This is a genomic window from Sphingobium aromaticiconvertens, from assembly GCF_037154075.1.
Taxonomy (GTDB): Bacteria; Pseudomonadota; Alphaproteobacteria; order Sphingomonadales; family Sphingomonadaceae; genus Sphingobium; species Sphingobium aromaticiconvertens.
This window is the reverse complement of sequence record NZ_JBANRJ010000001.1, coordinates 4,924,450-4,942,553: the sequence shown is the minus strand read 5'-3', so window position 1 is coordinate 4,942,553 and position 18,104 is coordinate 4,924,450. Positions and strand designations below refer to the sequence as shown.

At 63.6% G+C, this 18,104-nt stretch carries 22 protein-coding genes; 9 read left to right on the top strand and 13 right to left on the bottom strand.

The genetic code is table 11. The features are described from left to right. Positions 1-66: 66 nt before the first annotated feature. Complete coding sequence (locus tag WFR25_RS24045; RefSeq protein WP_336974347.1) at positions 67-729, top strand: DUF4197 domain-containing protein; 663 nt, start codon at positions 67-69, stop codon at positions 727-729. 356 nt (positions 730-1,085) lie between these two features. On the opposite strand, the gene WFR25_RS24040 is transcribed toward WFR25_RS24045, so the two are convergent. From WFR25_RS24040 to flgB, 13 genes are all read right to left on the bottom strand, one after another. Next, positions 1,086-2,135, bottom strand: coding sequence for a flagellar motor protein MotB (locus tag WFR25_RS24040; RefSeq protein WP_336974346.1), 1,050 nt, complete (start codon positions 2,133-2,135; stop codon positions 1,086-1,088). A gap of 3 nt (positions 2,136-2,138) precedes the next feature. Beyond that, positions 2,139-3,002, bottom strand: coding sequence for a flagellar motor stator protein MotA (motA, locus tag WFR25_RS24035; protein ID WP_336975032.1), 864 nt, complete (start codon positions 3,000-3,002; stop codon positions 2,139-2,141). A 133-nt stretch (positions 3,003-3,135) separates the two neighbouring features. After that, on the bottom strand, positions 3,136-3,981 hold the full coding sequence (locus WFR25_RS24030) for a flagellin (protein ID WP_336974344.1): 846 nt from the start codon (positions 3,979-3,981) through the stop codon (positions 3,136-3,138). Between the two features lie 20 nt (positions 3,982-4,001). Then, positions 4,002-5,339 (bottom strand): flagellar hook-associated protein FlgK, encoded by a 1,338-nt coding sequence (gene flgK, locus WFR25_RS24025; protein WP_336974341.1) that lies wholly within the window; start codon positions 5,337-5,339, stop codon positions 4,002-4,004. Further along, the gene (locus tag WFR25_RS24020; protein WP_336974340.1) at positions 5,336-5,659 is read right to left on the bottom strand and encodes a rod-binding protein; all 324 of its coding nucleotides are present in this window, start codon (positions 5,657-5,659) and stop codon (positions 5,336-5,338) included. The genes flgK and WFR25_RS24020 overlap by 4 nt, the downstream gene beginning before the upstream one ends. After that, a complete protein-coding gene (locus tag WFR25_RS24015; RefSeq protein ID WP_419723183.1) occupies positions 5,659-6,777 on the bottom strand; it encodes a flagellar basal body P-ring protein FlgI in 1,119 nt (372 codons plus the stop codon). The genes WFR25_RS24020 and WFR25_RS24015 overlap by 1 nt, the downstream gene beginning before the upstream one ends. After that, the gene (locus WFR25_RS24010; protein WP_419723223.1) at positions 6,777-7,466 is read right to left on the bottom strand and encodes a flagellar basal body L-ring protein FlgH; all 690 of its coding nucleotides are present in this window, start codon (positions 7,464-7,466) and stop codon (positions 6,777-6,779) included. The genes WFR25_RS24015 and WFR25_RS24010 overlap by 1 nt, the downstream gene beginning before the upstream one ends. A 24-nt stretch (positions 7,467-7,490) precedes the next feature. Then, positions 7,491-8,279 carry a flagellar basal-body rod protein FlgG gene (flgG, locus tag WFR25_RS24005; RefSeq protein WP_336974337.1) on the bottom strand — a complete coding sequence of 263 codons (789 nt, stop codon included), beginning with the start codon at positions 8,277-8,279 and terminating at the stop codon, positions 7,491-7,493. A 14-nt stretch (positions 8,280-8,293) separates the two neighbouring features. Next, positions 8,294-9,034, bottom strand: a complete 741-nt coding sequence (locus WFR25_RS24000; RefSeq protein WP_336974335.1) for a flagellar basal body rod protein FlgF — start codon at positions 9,032-9,034, stop codon at positions 8,294-8,296. Positions 9,035-9,123: 89 nt separating this feature from the next. Then, the gene (locus tag WFR25_RS23995; protein ID WP_336974333.1) at positions 9,124-9,963 is read right to left on the bottom strand and encodes a flagellar hook-basal body complex protein; all 840 of its coding nucleotides are present in this window, start codon (positions 9,961-9,963) and stop codon (positions 9,124-9,126) included. Positions 9,964-9,986: 23 nt separating this feature from the next. Further along, positions 9,987-10,646 carry a flagellar hook assembly protein FlgD gene (locus tag WFR25_RS23990; protein WP_336974332.1) on the bottom strand — a complete coding sequence of 220 codons (660 nt, stop codon included), beginning with the start codon at positions 10,644-10,646 and terminating at the stop codon, positions 9,987-9,989. After that, entirely contained in the window at positions 10,643-11,053 is a 411-nt protein-coding gene (flgC, locus tag WFR25_RS23985) for a flagellar basal body rod protein FlgC (protein ID WP_336974331.1), read from the bottom strand. Before flgC ends, WFR25_RS23990 begins: the two co-directional genes overlap by 4 nt. Positions 11,054-11,055: 2 nt before the next feature. Beyond that, positions 11,056-11,412, bottom strand: a complete 357-nt coding sequence (flgB, locus tag WFR25_RS23980) for a flagellar basal body rod protein FlgB (protein ID WP_336974329.1) — start codon at positions 11,410-11,412, stop codon at positions 11,056-11,058. A 289-nt stretch (positions 11,413-11,701) separates the two neighbouring features. Here flgB and WFR25_RS23975 point away from each other — a divergent pair, with 289 nt between their 5' ends. The 8 genes from WFR25_RS23975 to WFR25_RS23940 all read left to right on the top strand — a co-directional run bounded on the left by WFR25_RS23975 (position 11,702) and on the right by WFR25_RS23940 (position 18,048). Then, complete coding sequence (locus WFR25_RS23975; RefSeq protein ID WP_336974328.1) at positions 11,702-12,370, top strand: motility protein A; 669 nt, start codon at positions 11,702-11,704, stop codon at positions 12,368-12,370. Then, positions 12,370-12,864 carry a flagellar motor protein MotB gene (locus WFR25_RS23970; RefSeq protein WP_336974327.1) on the top strand — a complete coding sequence of 165 codons (495 nt, stop codon included), beginning with the start codon at positions 12,370-12,372 and terminating at the stop codon, positions 12,862-12,864. Before WFR25_RS23975 ends, WFR25_RS23970 begins: the two co-directional genes overlap by 1 nt. A gap of 57 nt (positions 12,865-12,921) precedes the next feature. Further along, positions 12,922-13,482 carry a flagella basal body P-ring formation protein FlgA gene (locus WFR25_RS23965; RefSeq protein ID WP_336974326.1) on the top strand — a complete coding sequence of 187 codons (561 nt, stop codon included), beginning with the start codon at positions 12,922-12,924 and terminating at the stop codon, positions 13,480-13,482. Positions 13,483-13,569: 87 nt separating this feature from the next. Further along, a complete protein-coding gene (gene flgM, locus WFR25_RS23960; protein WP_336974324.1) occupies positions 13,570-13,848 on the top strand; it encodes a flagellar biosynthesis anti-sigma factor FlgM in 279 nt (92 codons plus the stop codon). Position 13,849: 1 nt separating this feature from the next. Then, complete coding sequence (locus tag WFR25_RS23955; protein WP_336974323.1) at positions 13,850-14,158, top strand: hypothetical protein; 309 nt, start codon at positions 13,850-13,852, stop codon at positions 14,156-14,158. A gap of 157 nt (positions 14,159-14,315) precedes the next feature. After that, positions 14,316-15,182, top strand: coding sequence for a lysozyme family protein (locus WFR25_RS23950; RefSeq protein WP_336974322.1), 867 nt, complete (start codon positions 14,316-14,318; stop codon positions 15,180-15,182). A gap of 8 nt (positions 15,183-15,190) precedes the next feature. Continuing rightward, positions 15,191-17,296 carry a flagellar biosynthesis protein FlhA gene (gene flhA / locus WFR25_RS23945; RefSeq protein ID WP_336974319.1) on the top strand — a complete coding sequence of 702 codons (2,106 nt, stop codon included), beginning with the start codon at positions 15,191-15,193 and terminating at the stop codon, positions 17,294-17,296. Between the two features lie 14 nt (positions 17,297-17,310). Beyond that, entirely contained in the window at positions 17,311-18,048 is a 738-nt protein-coding gene (locus WFR25_RS23940) for a FliA/WhiG family RNA polymerase sigma factor (RefSeq protein WP_336974318.1), read from the top strand. Positions 18,049-18,104 lie beyond the last annotated feature (56 nt).

Genomic DNA, 18,104 nt, shown 5'->3' with positions numbered 1-18,104 from the left:
CTTTCCTGACACCCCCGTTCGTGCGACAAAGGTCGCCGGATGGGGTGCCAGGGGAAGGATAAGATCATGGGAATTCGGACCGCGACTATGGCCGTCATGGCTGCACTGGTCGTCATGGCGGTGCCCGCGCGCGCGCAGGCGCAGATCGCCGCTCCTGTCACCGGCCTGTTGGGCAAGGCGTCCGACAGCGCGCTGGACCAACTCGCCAAACCGGGCACCTTCTATAATGATCAGGCTGTTCGCATCCTGCTGCCCGGTCCGTTCAAACAGGCGGCCAAGCTGATGACGATCACCGACAAGGTGGGCCTGACCGATAAGCTGACGCGCGGCATCAACGACGCGGCGGGCATGGCGGCAGGTGAGGCAAAACCCATCTTCCGCAACGCCATCAACACTATGTCGCTTAGCGATGGCGTCGGCATCGTGTCGCAGGGGGATGGCGCGACCCGCTATCTGCGCGACAGCAGCACCGACGCGCTGCGCGGCAAGATGCGCCCGCTGATCCTGGCCGCACTGGAAAAGACCGGCGTCTTTGGCCAACTGACGAAACTGGGCAAGAATGCCAGCCTGCTCCGCATGACAGGCATCGACCGCGACGGCCTGACCGACAGCGTCACCGATCAGGCGATGGGCGGCATCTTCACCTATATCGGCACCGAAGAACGCAGGCTGCGCGCCGATCCACTGAGCGCGGGTAAGTCGATCCTTCAGGGGCTTGGGAAGAAATAGGGCGGGGTGGCTACGTCCGGATTTGGGTGGTTGGTCGATCGTCTGCTTACGAGCGCAGCTTGTGAAAAGCTGCCCGAATAGATTTACGTAACAACCAAACAAGAAATAAGGGCCAAGCGAGCGCGCTTGCTCCCCAAGCGACGATGAATGGATAAACCAACATAGGCGCATCCATAGAATGACCGAATTGAAGCATCACAAAACAGCAGACGGCAAACACCATAGCTGAAACACCAAGCCAGATCGCTAACGCTTTTACCGTCATAGCGACCACTTTTGGGTGATAGACTATTCCCAGTCAACTTCCGCAAATGGTTGTCACCAGACCCGTAACACTCACAAGCCCATCTGCCCGATCAATGTTTCCCGGGCTTGGATGACGTTCCCTTCGCCCCTGGGTTCAACAGTTCCGCGCCTGCCGGGAGGGCGGTGCCGCCCATGTCCAGCGCGCGGGCTTCGGTGCGGGCGATGTTGATGGGGTTGTCTCGCTCGCGGATCGCGGCTTTCGTTTCTTCGTCCACTTCCGGTTCGGGCGTTTCCGCGCCCCGGCTCCAACCAAGCACGATCGACATGCGGCGGTTGCGCGGGTCGTAGGGGTCTTTCTTCACAAAGGGGTCGCGGTCGGCGACGCCTTCGATCTTGGCGAAACGGTCGTTGCCGATGCCCGTTTCCGCCAGCGCGCGACGGGTGGCCTCCGCGCGCGCGGATGAAAGCATCCAGTTGTTCATGGTGCGGCCGGCCGCATAGGGCAGGCCGTCGGTATGGCCGCGCACGATCACCGGATTGGGCATGGTTCGCAGCGTCTTGGCGACTTCGCCAATCAGCGTGCGTGCCGCCGGCAGCAGCCTGTCTGTCGCCATCGCGAACATCGCGAAATCCGCCTCGTCGATCAGGTCGATGCGCAGCCCTTCGCGGGTTTCGGTGAAACGGACATTCTTGCGCAGCTTGTCCAGCCCCTTGCCGCTCATGCGTTTTTCCAGTTCCGCCTTGATCTTCTCGAACTTGGCACGGTCGGCCGCTTTCAGGGACTTGCCGCCCTGATCCTTCACGCCCGACGCGTCGCGCGGGATGGTGATGGCCTGATTGCCCTGACCGCCGGTCGTCGGATAATTATCCTTCGACATCAGGCTGTCGCCGCCGAACATGCCGTTGGACCCGGCAGAGGATTCCCGCATCTCGACCAAAGTCGGCGTGAAATAGTCGGCCAGCCCCTTGCGCTGTTTTTCGGTGGTCGCGCCCAGCAGCCACATCAGCAGGAAAAAGGCCATCATTGCCGTCACGAAGTCGGCATAGGCAACCTTCCAGGCGCCGCCATGATGGCCGCCATGTCCCTCGACGATGATCTTCTTGACGATGATCGGCCGCGGTTCCGGCTCGTTCTGGCCCCGCTTCTTGTCCCCCGCCATCGCTTATTTGCCCCGCATGCCGTCGAACACTTCGGCAAAGCCGGGCTGGTTCGCATGGGTGAGGCCCGAGCGGGCGGCTTCGATGACGAGCGGCTGGGGGTGGCCGTGGAGCGAGGCGACGATGATCTGCTTGACGACATGATAGATGGCGCCGTCGGCCTCGATCACGCTGCGGCAACGATTGGCGAAGGGATTGACCATGCCATAGGCGAGCAGAATGCCCAGGAACGTGCCGACCAGCGCTGAACCGATCATCGCGCCCAATATTGCGGGTGGCTGGTCGATCGAACCCATCGTCTTGACCACGCCCAGCACCGCCGCGACGATACCCAGCGCGGGCAGCGCGTCGGCCAGCCCTTGCAGGTTGTCGGCGGGTTTGATCGCGTCGTGGTGATGTGTCTTGAGGCTGTTGTCCATCACCTCCTCGACCGCGTGCGGGTCGAGCGTGCCGGAGGATACGACGACCAGGCGCAGCGTGTCGCAGATCAGGTGGATCAGCGTCTTGTCCTTCATCAGCCGGGGATATTCGGTGAAGATGGTCGAGCTGGCCGGATCCTCGATATGCGGTTCGAGCGCCACCGGGCCTTCGACGCGCAATGCCTTCATCAGCTTGCTGACGAGGAAGATACAGTCGAGAAAATCCTGTTTCTTGTATTGCGGTCCCTTGAAGACCTTGCCGAAGCCGCCGAGTAGCGCCTTGAGATCCGAGCCGCTGTTGCCGATGACCAGCGCGCCGACGGCGGCGCCACCGATGATGAGCATTTCATGGGGCAGCGCGTGCAGCACCGGGCCAAGGTCGCCACCGGTAAAGGCGAATCCGCCAAAAACCATGACGATCAGGATGACAAGGCCGATAGCTGCGAACATCATTATCCCCGAAAGCTGCGCCCGTCCCGTTGCGGGAGGGTCATCATCTGTGGCCGCGCGCCTGGCGTTGCCTGTCCCTGATTAGAACGGATTGGTTAGCGTCGGGTTTAGGACATTTCGTTTTTTACCCAGCTCAATTGATCAGGTCGAACAGCGTCTGCTGGTTGATGCGCGCATAGAGGGACTGTGCGGCATTAAGCTGGAGCAGCTTGGCCTGGACCATCGAGATGGTGGTCGGCAGGTCGGTTGATTCGAGCGCCTGGCGGCGTTCGGTCAGCGTGATGTCGACATCCGCCAGTCGTGTGCCGAGGATGTCGAGCCGGTCGCTCCGCACGCCCTGACGGGTCAGTTCGACCGTGACATGCTCCTGGCCTGCCTTCACGCTGTCCAGCGCGGTGGCAAGGGCGGTGTCGTCGCCGGTTTCGACGGCGGCGATCGCCTGGTCCAATATGTCGTCGATGCTCATCGGGGTGCCGCCGACGTCGATACCCTCCGACACGCTCTGCCGGGTGCCCACGACCGCGATGTTGAGGCCGCGGCCCACGGGCACGAGGACATTCTGCCCGTCGTCGAATACCGATGTGCCCTGATAATCCTTCTGGTTCAGCAGGCTGCCAATCGATTCCTTGATCGCTTTCAGTTCCTCGACGAATGCGGTGCGGCTGGTGTCGTTGAGCGAACCGTTGCGCGTCGCCGTCACCAGTTCCTGCGCGCGGGTCAGCAGATTGTTCATCTCGGTGAGGTTGGCTTCGGCATTGCCCGCGCGGTTGGTCGCATAGCTGACATTGGTGGTCCACGCCGCCTGCTGCGACTGTGCGCGGGCAAGGTCGGACACCTGAACCCAGGCAAGCGCGTTGTCGGACGGCCTGTTCAGGCTGATACCGGTCGAAATGGCCGTCTGCCCATCGACAATGTCCTTCGACAATTGCTGCTGGCGCCGGATTTCGGCGGCGACGGTCTTTGCGGTGATGCCTACCATGGTCTTTGCTTCCTTGCCGCTCAGATGATCTGCAGGATGGAGTCGACCGTCTCGCGGGCGACCTGTAATATCTTGGCGCAGCCCGAATAGGCCTGCTGGATGCGCAGAAGATCCGCTGCTTCCATGTCCAGATCGACGCCGCTGACGGCCTCGCGCGCGGCGACCGCCTGATCGCTGCGGCCCTGGGCAGTGGTATGTTCAGCCTTGACGGCAGTCAGCAGATTGGCCTGCGCCGCGATCAGCGAGGTCCAGCCCTGCTCGACACTGCCTGCGCCGCGCAGGATGGTTCCGGCGGTCAACAGATTGCCGTTGAGCGTACCATCGGCGGACTTGGTCGCCAGCTGCGTGGGGTCGGTGATCAGCGCGGTCATGGTGGCGGCACTGGTGCCCGACAGCAGCGCCGCGCCCGGTGCATTGGTGCCATCGGTCCGGCCCTGCGCATGCCAGGCGTTGACGTCGGTGACGAACTGGGCGGCAAGCGTGTCTAACGTGGTGTGGCGCTGCGCCACCGTATCCGCCGAAGCGAAGAGGCCGCCGAGCGCGCCGTTGGTGGGCGCTGTGACCGCGGTGCCCCCCGCCGACAGGTTAAGCGTGCCGTCGGCGTCTTTGGTCATCGACAGGCTGATCGCGCTGTCGCCAGTGACCAGCGTTTCGCCGCCATAGGTTATGATGGCGGTATCGTGTGCGCCAAAGCTGACCTCTACATTGAGGGCGGTTGTAATCTCCGACAACGCCGCATCGCGGCCGTCGAGCAACTGGGCATAGGCAGAGGTGCCGGGCTGCGCACGCAGCAGGCTGTTGTTGATGTCGGCAAGGCGCGTCAGCGCCCTGTTGGCGGTGTCGACCACGCCCTGCGCCTCCGTCCCGATCCGGGTCGATACCTCGTCCAGATCGGCGGAGGTCTGGCGGAATGTTTCGGCGATACGGCTGATGCTGTCGAGCGTCGTGACGCGCAGCGACGTATTGCTTGGGCTGGCGGACAGCTTGTCGATATTGCTGAACAGGCCGGTCATCAGCTTGCCCACGCCGGTGTCGGTGTCGTTGAGCGCGGTTTCCGTGTCGCTCATCCAGCGCAGCCGGGCAGTCGCGCTGCCCAGCGCCATGTTGGACATGCGGACGGTCGCGTCCAGATAGGGATCGGTCGCGCGGTTGATGCTGGTGACTTCCGTGCCGCCGAAATTTCCGCGCGAGATATAGAGCGCCATCGTCGCGGTGGACGATCCCGATTCTGACATGGTCGTCGTGCGGCGGGCATAGCCTGCCGTGGAGGCGTTGGTGATATTTTCCGAAATCGCGGACATGGCGGTGCGATAGGCCTTGGTGCCCGACGCGCCGATGATGAACAGATCGCCGCTCATGCCGGGTTATCCGTGGCGGCGGTGGCGGTTGCGGCGGTCACGGATGCGTGCTTGCCGCCAAATTGCGATAGCAGCAGTTCAGCGATGCCAAGACTGCCGGTCTTTGCCATGGAGTCGGCGGTACGGGCGTCGGCCATGTCGCGAAACTGATCGGTCGCGCCGCTATCGGTCAGCCCTTCGGACAGGCTGGCGGACCGCATTGCCCCCATCATCTGGCGCAGGAAGATCGCCTCGAACTGCTCGGCCGCCTTGGCGAGGTCGGCGCGGTTCGCTTCACCTGCCTGGGCACTGCCTGTCGACGTCGTTGCATTGATCTGCATCACAGCACCACCAGTTCGGCCTTCATGGCGCCCGCTTGTTTCAGGGCTTCCAATATGGCGACCATATCTGCCGGCGATGCGCCAATCGCATTCACCGCTTTCACTATATCGGTCAGGGAGGCTCCACCTTTAAAATTAACCATTGGTTTCTTTTCCTGATCGATCTGGATGGCGCTGGATTGTTGCACGGCGGTCTCCCCCCGGCTGAAGGGCGCGGGCTGGATGATCTGCGGCGATTCATTGACGCTGACGGTCAGCTTGCCATGGGCGACAGCGGCCGGGTGAATGCGGACCGCGCCATTGATGACGACCGTGCCGGTGCGGGCGTTTACGATCACCTTGGCGGGCGCGTCGGCAGGCGACACCTCGATATTCTCGATCATGCCCATCATCAGGATGCGGTCTTCGGCGCCCTGCCGGGCGTCGATCGTGACCGACACGGCGTCCATCGCGCGCGCGCGGCGATCACCGAAGGCGCGGTTGATGCCGTCGGCGACGCGCAGGGCGGTGGTCAGGTCCGCTTCGGCGAGGTTGAAGGTCAGGGTGGGGGCGGTGTCAAAGCCGGTGGCGACCGCGCGTTCGACCGTTGCGCCGCCCGGAATGCGACCGGCGGAGGGAATGTTGACCGATACCTGGCTGCCGTCCGCGCCGGATACGCCCAGACCGCCAACGGCGAGGTTGCCCTGCGCCATGCTGTAGATTTCATTATCCGCGCCGCGCAGTGGCGTCATGATGAGGGTGCCGCCGCGCAGCGACTTGGCCTTGCCCAATGCTGAGACGGTGACATCCAGACGCTGGCCCGGCTTGGCGAAGGCGGGCAGGTCGGCGGTGACGAGCACGGCGGCGGCATTTTTGAGCGCGGGGTTGATACCCTGCGGCAAGGTGAGGCCAAAGCGTGCGACGACGCCCTTCATGCCTTCGGTCGCATATTGCAGGCTGTCGTCGCCGGTGCCCGCAAGGCCGACGACGATGCCGTAGCCGGTGAGCTGGTTGGGACGCACGCCCTGAAAGGTGCCCAGATCCTTCACTCGTTCGGCATGGGCCGGAACGGTGGACAGGCAGGCCAGCAGCGGCAGGAAAAGGCGAAGGAGACGGGTCATGAGTGCCTGAAACTCCATCAGAAGGGGCTGACGGCAGAGAAGAAGCTCTGGAGCCAGCCCTGCTTGCTTGCGCGGGCGATCTCGCCCTTGCCGGTATAGATGATCCGCGCGTCGGCCACGCGGGTCGAGGCGATGCGGTTGTCCGGGCTGATATCGGCCTGACGGACGAGGCCGCTGATCTGGATAAATTCGTCGCCGCGGTTAAGCGTCAGCGCCTTTTCACCCTTGATCAGCATCGTACCGTTGGGGAATGTCTGCGCCACGGTGACGGTGATTTCACCCGACAGCGCGTTCGACTGGGTAGCCGCGCCCTTGCCCTTGAAACCGTTGCTGCCGCCCATGGCGATGTCGCTGGGCTGGAACAGCTTGGAGAGGACGCCGGTGGTCGGCGGGGTCAGGCCGATATTGCCGTCGCGGCTGGTGTCGGCGCTGTTGCTCTTGGTCGCCTGCGTGCGCTCGACCAGGACGATGGTGATGATGTCACCCACGCTCTGCGCCCGCGCGCCGCTGGTCAGCGGGGTATAGCCATAGGAGGCCTGAAAGATGGAGCCGTTGGCGACTGGCGGCGCGATGACGGCTGCGACCGTGGTCGGCGCATAGAGCGCGCGCTCGGCCTCGCGCTGCTTCTTGCCAGCCAGCGCGGGGCTGGCGGCAAGGGCGAGGGCGAGGAGAGCAACGGTCGAGACGGAACGGCCCGAAAGGAACATGGAAGTCATGCGCGCAAATCCGCCTTAAAGCTGCTGGTTGACGTACTGGAGCATTTCGTCGGTCGCCTTGATCATCTTCGAATTGACCTCATAGGCGCGCTGGGTTTCGATCATGTCGACCAGCTCTTCCACGACGTTGACGTTCGATGTTTCAAGATTACCCGAGCGGATCGCCCCGCGCCCTTCCAGACCCGCGACGCCAACCTGCGGCGTGCCCGAAGCGGCACTTTCGACCAGCAAATTGCCGCCGATCGATTGAAGTCCTGCCGCGTTCATGAAGCGGGCGGTTTCGACCTGACCCAACTGGGTCGGCTCGCTTTCACCCTGAAGCGTGGCGGAGACGGTGCCGTCATTGCCGACCGTGACCGAGGTTGCGCCCTCCGGGATGGTGATCTGCGGGATCAGGGGCAGGCCGTCGCTGGAGACGACGGTGCCCTCTGCCGTGACGCTGAAATTGCCCGCGCGGCTATAGGCGATGGAGCCATCGGGCCGCTGAAGCTGGAAATAGCCTGCGCCCTCGATCGCCATGTCCAGCGCGTTGCCGGTCGCCTGCAAGGTGCCCTGCGTGTCGATCTTGCTGGTGCCCTGAAGGGCAACACCGGAACCCAGGTTCAGGCCGGTCGCGAATTTGTTCTCGCTGTCTGAATTGGAGCCGGCGGCGATCATCTGCTGGTAGGCCAGCGTCTCGAAATCGGCGCGGTCGCGCTTGAAGCCGGTGGTGTTGACGTTCGCCAGGTTGTTGGCGATCACGCGCATCTTGGTGTTTTGCGCGTCGAGGCCGGTGCGGGCGACATGAAGGGCTGCGTTGCTCATCTACTATCTCCGTTTCAGTCGAGGCGCATCAGCGATGCGCCGCCGTCGTCGAGTTGCTTGGCGGTATCGATCATCTTGACCTGGGTTTCCCAGGCGCGGCTCGCCTCGATCATGGCCACCAGCGATGCGGTGGCGTTGACGTTGGACCCTTCGACCGACCCGGAGGTGACGGTGCCCAGCGGGTCCTGCGGCAGCGCGCCGCCATTGGTTTCGCGGAACAGGCCGTCCGTGCCCTTGGCGATGCTGGAGCCGACTGGCGACACCAGTTTCAGCGCGTCGATCCGCTGCGGATTGCTGGCTTCGCCGCCCTGCGGCACGATCCAGATGCTGCCGTCCTGCGCAATCGTCAGGCTGTCGGCCGGGGGCAGGGTGATGGGACCGCCTTCGCCCAGCACGGGCAGGCCGTCGCCGGTGGTCAGCAGGCCGCTGTCGGAAAGCTTGAGGTCGCCGCGACGGGTATAGGCCTCTTCGCCGTTGGCGCCCTGCACGGCAAGCAGCGCATCGCCGTTCATCGCCACGTCCAGCGGATTGCCGGTTTCGGTGATCGCCCCCTGCGCCATGTCGGCGGCGATCACCTGTTCGGCCTGTTGCGCCCGCGTGTTCAGTTCATCGCCCTTGATCCAGCGCGTCTCGGCATTGGCGATCTCCCCGCGAAAGCCGACGGTGTTGGCGTTCGCGAGGTTGTTCGCGATCGACGCCTGCCGTGCCATCGCGCCGCGCATCGCGGTGAGTGCCGTGTTGACGAGCCGGTCCATGGTCTATTCCTGTCCTTGCGGGCTTTGATTTGCCGCGATTTCTTAACCGTCAGACGAGTCCATCTGACTCGAAATCGCTCTAAGGCGCATCAGTTACGCATGTTGACGATCGTCGTGGTCAGCGTGTTCGCCGCCTCGATCGCCTTGCTGTTCGCCTGGAAATTCCGCTGGGCGGAAATCAGGTTCACCAGCTCCTCGGTGATGTCGACGTTTGAGCGTTCCAGCGATCCCGAACGGATCGTGCCGTAGGAACCCTGACCAGCCGTGCCGATCACTGGATTGCCGCTGTCGATGGTTTCGACCCAATGGGCGTCGCCGCGCTGGCGCAGGCCCTCCAGGCTGTTGAAGCTGGCCATCGCGGTCGAGCCGAGATAGACGGTCGAGCCATCGGCGTAGATGGCCGAAACCTGTCCCTTGTCGTTGACGCCGACGCTGTTCAACTGGTTGGTGCTGCCTGCCGGATAGACGGTCGGGATGTTGAGGTTGACGAGCGAGGCGGTCGGAACCGGGCTGGGGACGGTCGGGTTGCCCGTGATCGGATCGACCGGGATCACCTGAAGCAGCGCGCCGGTGGTGTCCACGGCATTACGGTCGTCATTGACCGCAAAGGCGCCGTTACGAGTGAAGGAAATCTGGCCGTCCAGTTCGCCCTTCACGGTGAAGAAACCTTCGCCGGTGATGGCCAGATCCAGCGTCTTGTCGGTCGTCATGATCGTCCCTTGCGTGAACTGCTGGGCGATCGACTGGACGCGCACGCCTTGCCCGGCGACCTGCTTGGTCGTCTGCATCGGCGAGGCAGAGAAGATGTCGCCGAAATTGGCGACGCTCTTCTTGAATGCGGTCGAGTTCACGTTGGCGACATTGTTGGAGATGGTCGACAGGTCAGCCTGAGCGGCCTTGAGACCCGAGAGCGAGGTGTAGAAGGACATGGACGTGCTCCTTTGGTGAAATTTTAGCTGAGGGTGATGGCGTCGGACGGCTTGTAGCTGCCCAGAGCGGTGATGAGTTTGGCGGTCGATCCGTCGGCGGGCGACTGGACCGCGGCGATCGTGGCCCATGTCGCGACCCGGGTGGGCGTCGCGCCGTTGACCTTGACCTGAAGGGCTGACGTGGCGACGGTTTCGCCCGCCTCATTCTTGCCGTCCCAATAGAAGTTGATGTCGCCCTTGGCATCGTCGCCCAGTTCGAACGATTTGACGACGGCGCCGCTGGCATCGACCAGATCGATCGTCGCGCCGGAGGCGGCGGTGTCGAGCGAGACCTGACCCATATATTGGCCGGCTGCGTCCGGAGCGGCGATGTTGCTCTGGACCAGCATCGAGCGGCCGATCCAGCTTGCGGCGTCGCCAAGCCGTGTGCCGGTGAGTTCCGATGCAAGCGTCTTGATCGACTGGTTCATTTCCGCGATGCCGCTCGAATTGGTGATGGTTGCCATTTGCGACACCATTTCGGCGTTGTTCACCGGCTCGAACGGATCCTGGGTCTGCATCTGTGCGGTCAGCAGGCGCAGGAAATCGGCCTGGCCCATTTCCGACTTGCCGGTGCCGACATTCGCGTTGGGATTATAGGTCGACAGACCTGCGCTATCGGTGACGGTGGAGGTTGTCGTCATTTGCCGATCCTTATGGTTTCGAGCATCAGGGATTTGGCGGTGTTGAGCACCTGCACATTGTTCTGGTACATGCGCGCCGTCTCAATCATGTCGATCATCTCGGCGCTGCTATCGACCGCCGCTTCCCACACATCGCCATTGGCGTCGGCCAAAGGATGGTTGGGATCGTGGCGCTTGACCGGCTGGGCGTTGGTGGTGACGACATTCTCGACCTTCACCGTGGACACGCCGGGGCTTTCGGTGACCGACCGGAATACCGGCTTGATCGCGCGATAGGCGTCCTTCTCGCTGCCCGTCACATTGCCCGCATTGGCCATGTTGGATGCGGTGGCGTTCAGGCGCACCAGTTGCGCGCTCATGGCGCGACCGGCGATGTCGAAGATGTTGAGGGGACCAGAGCCACTCATGCTCATTCTCCCTTCAGCGCGCGCGAGATGGTGTTGATGCGGCCCTCAAGGAAGGAGAGGGTCGTGCGATATTTGACCGCATTTTCCGCGAACAGCGTCTGTTCGGTGCTGAGTTCCACGGTGTTGCCGTCGAGGCTGGATTGCAGCGGCACGCGATAGCCCATGCTATCGTCGGTCGCTTTCGCGGCGGAGGCGCCTTGCTCGGTCGCTTGCTTCAGCGCGGCTTCGAAATCGATGTCGCGCGCCTTGTAACCGGGCGTCGAAGCGTTGGCGATGTTGGACGCGAGCAGGGACAGGCGCTGCGAGCGAAGCGCCAGCGCCTTTCCATGTACTCCGAACAAACTGTCTTCCAGCGACATTACCATTTTCCTCAAATTTTGTGCCGGTTGGCCCTAAAATCTGTGAGCCGCCTGCCGTTCTATTGCCTGATGGCGTGAAGAGCGGGCGATCCAGCCTGTGTATAAGCAAGAGCCGTGCCAATTTGATGCGTTGCCGCTCGTGCCGTTGTCGACCCCACGCAAATCCGTGGGTTTGGCCGGAGCAAGCGGCAGTCGCGGCAAAAAATTGCCGGTCGACGGCAGACTATTGCCGCTTGGTCGACGGGTGCGTGGCCAGTGCGCCAGGGGCGGGACAAAGGGGACGAGACTAATGCTGGACGTGCTGGTTCATCTGTTCGATCCGCTGACCCTGGCGTTGATGATCGTGGGCATCTGCCTGGTAGTGCTGTTCCAGAACGGCGTGTCGGCGAGTGGCAGGGCGTGTCGGGCACTTGGACCTTTATTGCGCGCCGACCCGGTGCGCGATCGGGATGCCGCCCGCGCGGCATTGCTGAAGGTTGATCAGGTGGCGCAATTGCGCGGGTTGGCCTGCACCGACCGGGTAAAGACCGCCCATCCCTTTCTGACGCGCGCCGTCCGCAAGCTCAGCGATTGCGAGAATAGCGACGCCTTCGACCTGTGGGTGCAGCAGCAAATGGCCGACCGGGCGCAGCGTCACGGCGCGGTTCGCAACGTCTGGTTGTCGGTTGCCGATGCCGCGCCCGCGCTGGGCATGGCGGGCACGATCGTGGGTCTGGTCGCCATGTTCGCCGCCATGGACGATCCCGCCGCGCTTGGCCCGGCGATGGCGCTGGCGCTGCTCACGACCTTTTACGGCGTCGTCATCGCCAATATGCTGGCCGCGCCGGTGGCCGCGCGCCTTGCTGACCTGTCCGATCAGGAACTGGCGTGGCAGAAAGAGGCAACACAGCGTATGCTGGCCATCGCCCGGCGTGAAAATGCGCCCCTGCGCCGTGCCGCCATTCGTGAAGTCGCCTGATGGCCGCGCGTTCCGCCGAAAGCCGGCGTTCCCGATGGGCGATCAGCTTTGCCGACCTGCTTCTGCTGCTGCTGGGCTTCTTCGTTGTCCTCTATTCCAGCGGCGCGCGCAGGGACGCGCTGCTTGGCAGCGTCGGGCGGCAATTTGGCGGCAAGCCCATGGAAGATGTCGTTGAATTGCGCGCCGCCGAGCTGTTCGTGCCGGAGGAAGCGATGCTGACACCGGCCGGGGCGGCACGTCTCTATACGCTGGCCCGCCGCTTTGGCGGCAAGGCAGGGGGCATGGAAGTGGCGAGTCGCGGTACCGACGCCGCCCGCCATCGCTTTGATGACTGGGATCTGGCGGCGGCCCGGCTGGGCGCGGTTGCGCGAGCGCTCAAGGCACAGGGCATCGGTAGCGAACGGCTGTTGATCCGGGGGCTGGATCAGGCGGACGGGCAGGGTGGCAAGGGGCAGGTCATCCGTATCGCGCCCGCGCGAACTCCCCGCAAATAGGCAATTTGGCACGATCCTTGCTGTAACGGGCGTAAAGACCATGACCGGAGACGCATCGTGACCACTCTTGCCCGAATCATAGCGCTGCTGGTGCTGGGAAGCACTGCCATTCCCGCGCTGGCGCAGCAGAAGTTCGAGAATCTCGATCGCATCGACAGTCTGGTGGCGATGACCGTGGGCGCCAATCTGGGCGAGCCGGGCGGGCCGATCGCGCCGGTCGATCGTCGCCTGCGGCTGGCCGCCTGTCCGGCCACGCCCAGCATTGACGGGCCGGTGTTCGGCGCGGCGATCGTCAAGTGCGACGCGCTGGGCTGGCGCATCCGCGTGCCGTTGGTCGCGGGCGGCGCGGCGGCGGCAAGCGGTCCGGTGCCGCGCGCTGCACGGCCCGCTTCCTTCCAGCGGCCTGTCTATAATCCAGCGCCCAAGGAGGCTGCCGTGAAAAAGGGCGACCCCGTTCAACTCACGGCGGGCAACAGCAGTTTTTCCATATCCCGCGCGATGGTCGCTGATGAAGACGGCGCGATCGGCGAAACTATCCGGGTGCGGGAAGACAAGAAATCCGCGCCCATATTGGCCCAGGTCGTCGACATGGGCGTGGTTCGCATTCCGGGTATCTAAAAATCGACAGATTTAAGAATCTGCACATTTAAGGATTTCTGAAGAGATCCGTATATAGATGTTACGGGACGAGTAAGGAATAGACCCATGATCAAGTCAGTCGGCCAGACCCTTAGCAGCGCGATACAGGCATCGGGCCTGCGCGAAGGCGGCAAGACGCGTGCGTCGTCCAGCGTTGCGGGATCGACCACCTCCACCACCTCCGCAGGGGCAACCAGCCCGGCGGCCCGCATGGCGGCGGAAGGCGCGCCGGTTGATATGGACCGTGTCGCCGCGATCAAGGCCGCCATCGCCTCGGGCAATTATCCGGTCGATCCGTCGAAGATCGCGGACAAGATGCTCGCGCTCGACCTGCCGGTATCCTGACATGCCGTTGGGCCTGGCTGCCGTTGACGATCTGATTGCGTCCTTCGACCTCCTGCGTACTGCGCTGGATGGGCAGGACGCGAATGCGATCGACGCCGCGAGCGGAAAGGTGGCCCGTGCCGCCGCCGCTGTTCGCGCCATCGGCGCGTGGCGCGATGAGCCTGCGGTTGCGGAGCGCCTCAAGACCCTTCGCCCACAACTCGAATCGGCCCGCGTGCGCAGTCACCTGCTGGCGGATCATAGTGCGCAGCGCCTGTCGCTGCTCGCGGCACATGGGGCGCAAAATACGCCGCTGACCTACAGCCGCTAAACTTTTTTCTTCTCCGTCCGTGACGCTTCTGAAACCGGCCCAAAAGGCCGGTTTTTTCGTTTCTGGCGCTGAAATTTCGAAATATTCCTACGACGGCGTTAACCAAATCTTGGCATAACCCTTGCTCTAAGGACCCCGATACCAGTGGGGATTGAATGTGTCGGCCTTTGCGGACATCGCATCATTGACGGGAAAGACGGCGGCGACGGGCGCGGGCAACCGCGTGACCAACGCCATCGCCATGGCCAGCCGTCGCACGGGCGTCGATTTCGGCTATCTGCTGGGGCAGGCCAAGATCGAGAGCAGCCTCAACCCAACTGCACGCGCCGCGACCTCTTCTGCCACCGGCCTCTATCAGTTCATCGACCAGAGCTGGTTGGCCGTCATCAACGAACATGGCAGCGAATATGGACTGGGCTGGGCGTCCGATGCGATCAGCCAGGGCAGCAATGGGCGCTATTATGTGTCCGACCCGCAATTGCGCCAGCAGATACTGGACCTTCGCAAACATCCAGAAACCGCCTCCGTCATGGCGGCGGAACATGCTGCCGATAACAAGGCCTATCTGGAACAGCGGCTTGGCCGCGAAGCCGAGCCGGTCGATCTTTACCTCGCCCATTTCCTGGGCGTCGGCGGGGCGTCGAAATTCCTGTCCGTGCATGATCGCGCGCCGGGCGCCACCGCCGCCTCGCTCTTTCCCGCCGCCTCGCGCGCCAACCGCTCGATCTTCTACGATCGTTCCGGCAACGCCCGCAGCTTCGCCGATATTCGTGAGCGTTTTGCCGCCAAGTTGCAGAAGGGCACCGATGCGATCGACGTTGGCGGCATCCGCTATGCCGATGCTGCCGCCGCGCTGCCCACATCCATTCCCGTTGGCATTCCCGCGGGCGCGCAGACCGTCCAGCCCGCCGACTATGTGCGGATCGAAACCCAGCGGCTGGCGATGCAGAGCGACGCCACCGTCGTCCCGCGTCAGGAAACCGCGCGCCTCGCCTATCTCATGCTCGCCACCCTCGGAAGGTAATGGCACCAATGACCCCCAACCAAGTCAAAGCGAAGATCTGGATGAGCGCCGCCAAGGGGGCTGTGCTGCCCTGTGCGACGCTGATGGTCGTGCTGTTCATGATGGTGCCGGTTCCGGCGGTCATGCTGGACATCGGCTTCATCACCAACATCATGATTTCGCTCGCGGTGCTGATGGTGGCGCTGAACGCGGCCAAGCCGCTCGATTTCTCCAGCTTCCCAACGGTGCTGCTGTTCGCGACCCTGCTGCGGCTGGCGCTCAATGTCGCGTCCACCCGCGTCGTGCTGGTGTCGGGGCATGAAGGATCGGACTCGGCGGGCCTCGTCATCGAAGCGTTCGGCCATTTTCTGATCGGCGGCGACTATGTCGTCGGCATTTTCGTGTTCGCGATCCTGATGATCATCAACCTGGTGGTCATCACCAAGGGCGCGGGCCGCGTGTCGGAAGTCAGCGCGCGCTTCACCCTGGACGCGTTGCCCGGCAAGCAGATGGCGATCGACGCCGATCTCAACGCCGGACTGCTGACGCCTGAAGAAGCCAAGCTGCGCCGCGTCGAAGTGGGCACGGAGGCGGATTTCTACGGCTCCATGGACGGCGCCAGCAAGTTCGTGAAGGGCGACGCGGTTGCGGGCATCCTGATCCTCGTCATCAACATCGTTGGCGGCATCATATTGGGCGTGGTCAGCCACGGCCTGTCGATGGGCGAAGCCGCGCAGACCTATATTCTACTCGCCATCGGCGACGCGTTGGTGGCGCAGATCCCGGCGCTGCTGCTGTCGATCGCGGCGGCCTCCATCGTCACCCGCGTCAAGAGCGAGGATGACCTGTCAGGCCAGATTGCGGGCCAGTTCGGTTCTGGCCGCGCCTGGGTGCCGGTCGCGGCGATCCTAACCTTCCTTGGCGTGCTGCCTGGCATGCCGCACATGATCATCCTGCCCGCGGCGGGCTTTGCGGGCTTCATCGCCTGGCAGCTTCGCAAAACGGCCAAGGAAAAGGCGAACGAACCCGAACCCGTGGCGCCGCCCGCCAACCCGGCGATCATCGAATGGAACGACGTGTCGGACGGCGCGATCCTGGGGCTGGAGATCGGCTATGGCCTCATTGCTCTAGTGGACGAACGCAAGGGCGCGCCGCTGATGGCGCGCATCACCGGCATCCGCCGCCAGTTATCCAAGGAACTGGGCTTCGTCGTGCCGATGGTGCGGGTGAAGGACAATCTGGCGCTGGAACCCAATCAATATCGCATCACCATCGCGGGTGTCGTCGTCGGCGAGGATGAGATCTGGCCCGAAGACCTGCTGGCGCTCGACAGCGGCATGCTGGAGGGTGAAGTGCAGGGCCGCGTGGCCAAAGACCCGACCTTCGGTCTCGATGCGGTCTGGATTTCGCCGGGTCAACGGTCCGAAGCGGTGGTCGCGGGCTATACCGTGGTCGATCCGCCGACGGTGGTCGCCACCCATCTCAACCAGTTGATCGCGATGAATGCGGCCGAGATGTTCGGCCTCGACGAGACGCGCAAGCTGCTCGACACATTGAAGGACAGCGCGCCGCAACTGGTCGATGGCCTGACCCCGGCGATGCTTTCCCTCGCCCAGATTTCGGCGCTGTGCCGCGCGCTGCTGTCCGAAGGCATCGCGCTCAAGGATTTCCGCCGCATCTGTGAGGCGATGATCGACGCCTGCCGGCCCGACTATAGCCATGAGCAACTGGTCGAGGCGGTGCGTCAGCGGATCGGTTCGCTCATCATTCAGGGGCTGGTCCCGGTGAAGATGCCGCTGCCGGTCATCACGCTGGACGGCGATCTGGAAGCGCTGCTGGCACAAGCCATGCGGCTGGCGGGCGACGCCCGGCACCCGATCGAACCTGCACTCGCCAACCGCATCATCGAAGCGGTGGTCAATGCCGCGCGGCCCATATTGGGGCAGGCGCGCAGCTTCGCGATCGTCACCTCGCCGGTCGCGCGCCGCGCGCTCGCCCGTTTGTTCAAGCCGCATCTGCCCGAAACGCCGGTCCTCTCCTTTCTGGAGATACCCGACGGCAAGGGCGTCGAAGTGATCGCCGTGGTCGGCGGTGAAGCGCGCAGCCCGCAAGCGCTGCCCGCGCGCGCCGCCTGAGGAGAACCCGACCCATGTATATGAAGAAGGTCATGGCCGGCGCAGGCGACACCTATGGTCGCGCGGGCGCCGCCAACAGCCCCGAACAGCTCGCCCGCCGTTACATGCCGCTGGTCCGCAAGATCGCCTGGCACGTCCATGGCCGGGTATCGAGCGCGATCGAGGTCGAGGATCTGTTGCAGATCGGCATGGTCGCGCTGGTCGAGGCCGCCAACAGTTTCGAGGATCGCGGCCTTGGCTTTGCCGCCTATGCGCAATTGCGCGTGCGCGGCGCGATGATCGACCATCTGCGCAAACAGGCGACGCTCTGCCGCTCCGCCATGGCGCGGCGCAAGGAATTGGGCGCGGCGCGGGGACGGCTGGAACAGCGGCTGGGCCGGATGCCGACCGAACCGGAAATGTCCGCCGAAATGGGACTGGACCCGTCCGCCTATCGCGAACTCGCCGACGGCGCCGAAATGGTGCAGCAGATGAGCATGGACGAGGTCTATTCGGACCAGTCGATGTGGTTCGCCGATGTCGAGGATCGGGCCGACGACGTCATGGAACGCGAATCGCTGAAAAAGGCGATGGCCCAGTGCATCGGCGAACTGCCCCAGCGCGAGGCGATGGTGCTGCAACTTTATTTCGTCGAGGAACTGAACCTTGAGGAAATCGGCCAGACGCTGGACATCGGCGCGGCGCGGGTGTGCCAGATCAAGAAATCGGCGTTGGAAAAGATGCGCGAGAAATTGCGCGATTGGGACGACTGACGGGGGTGGGCTGTGACCATTAGGGTGGATAGCGGACGGTCGCTATCTGGAACGAG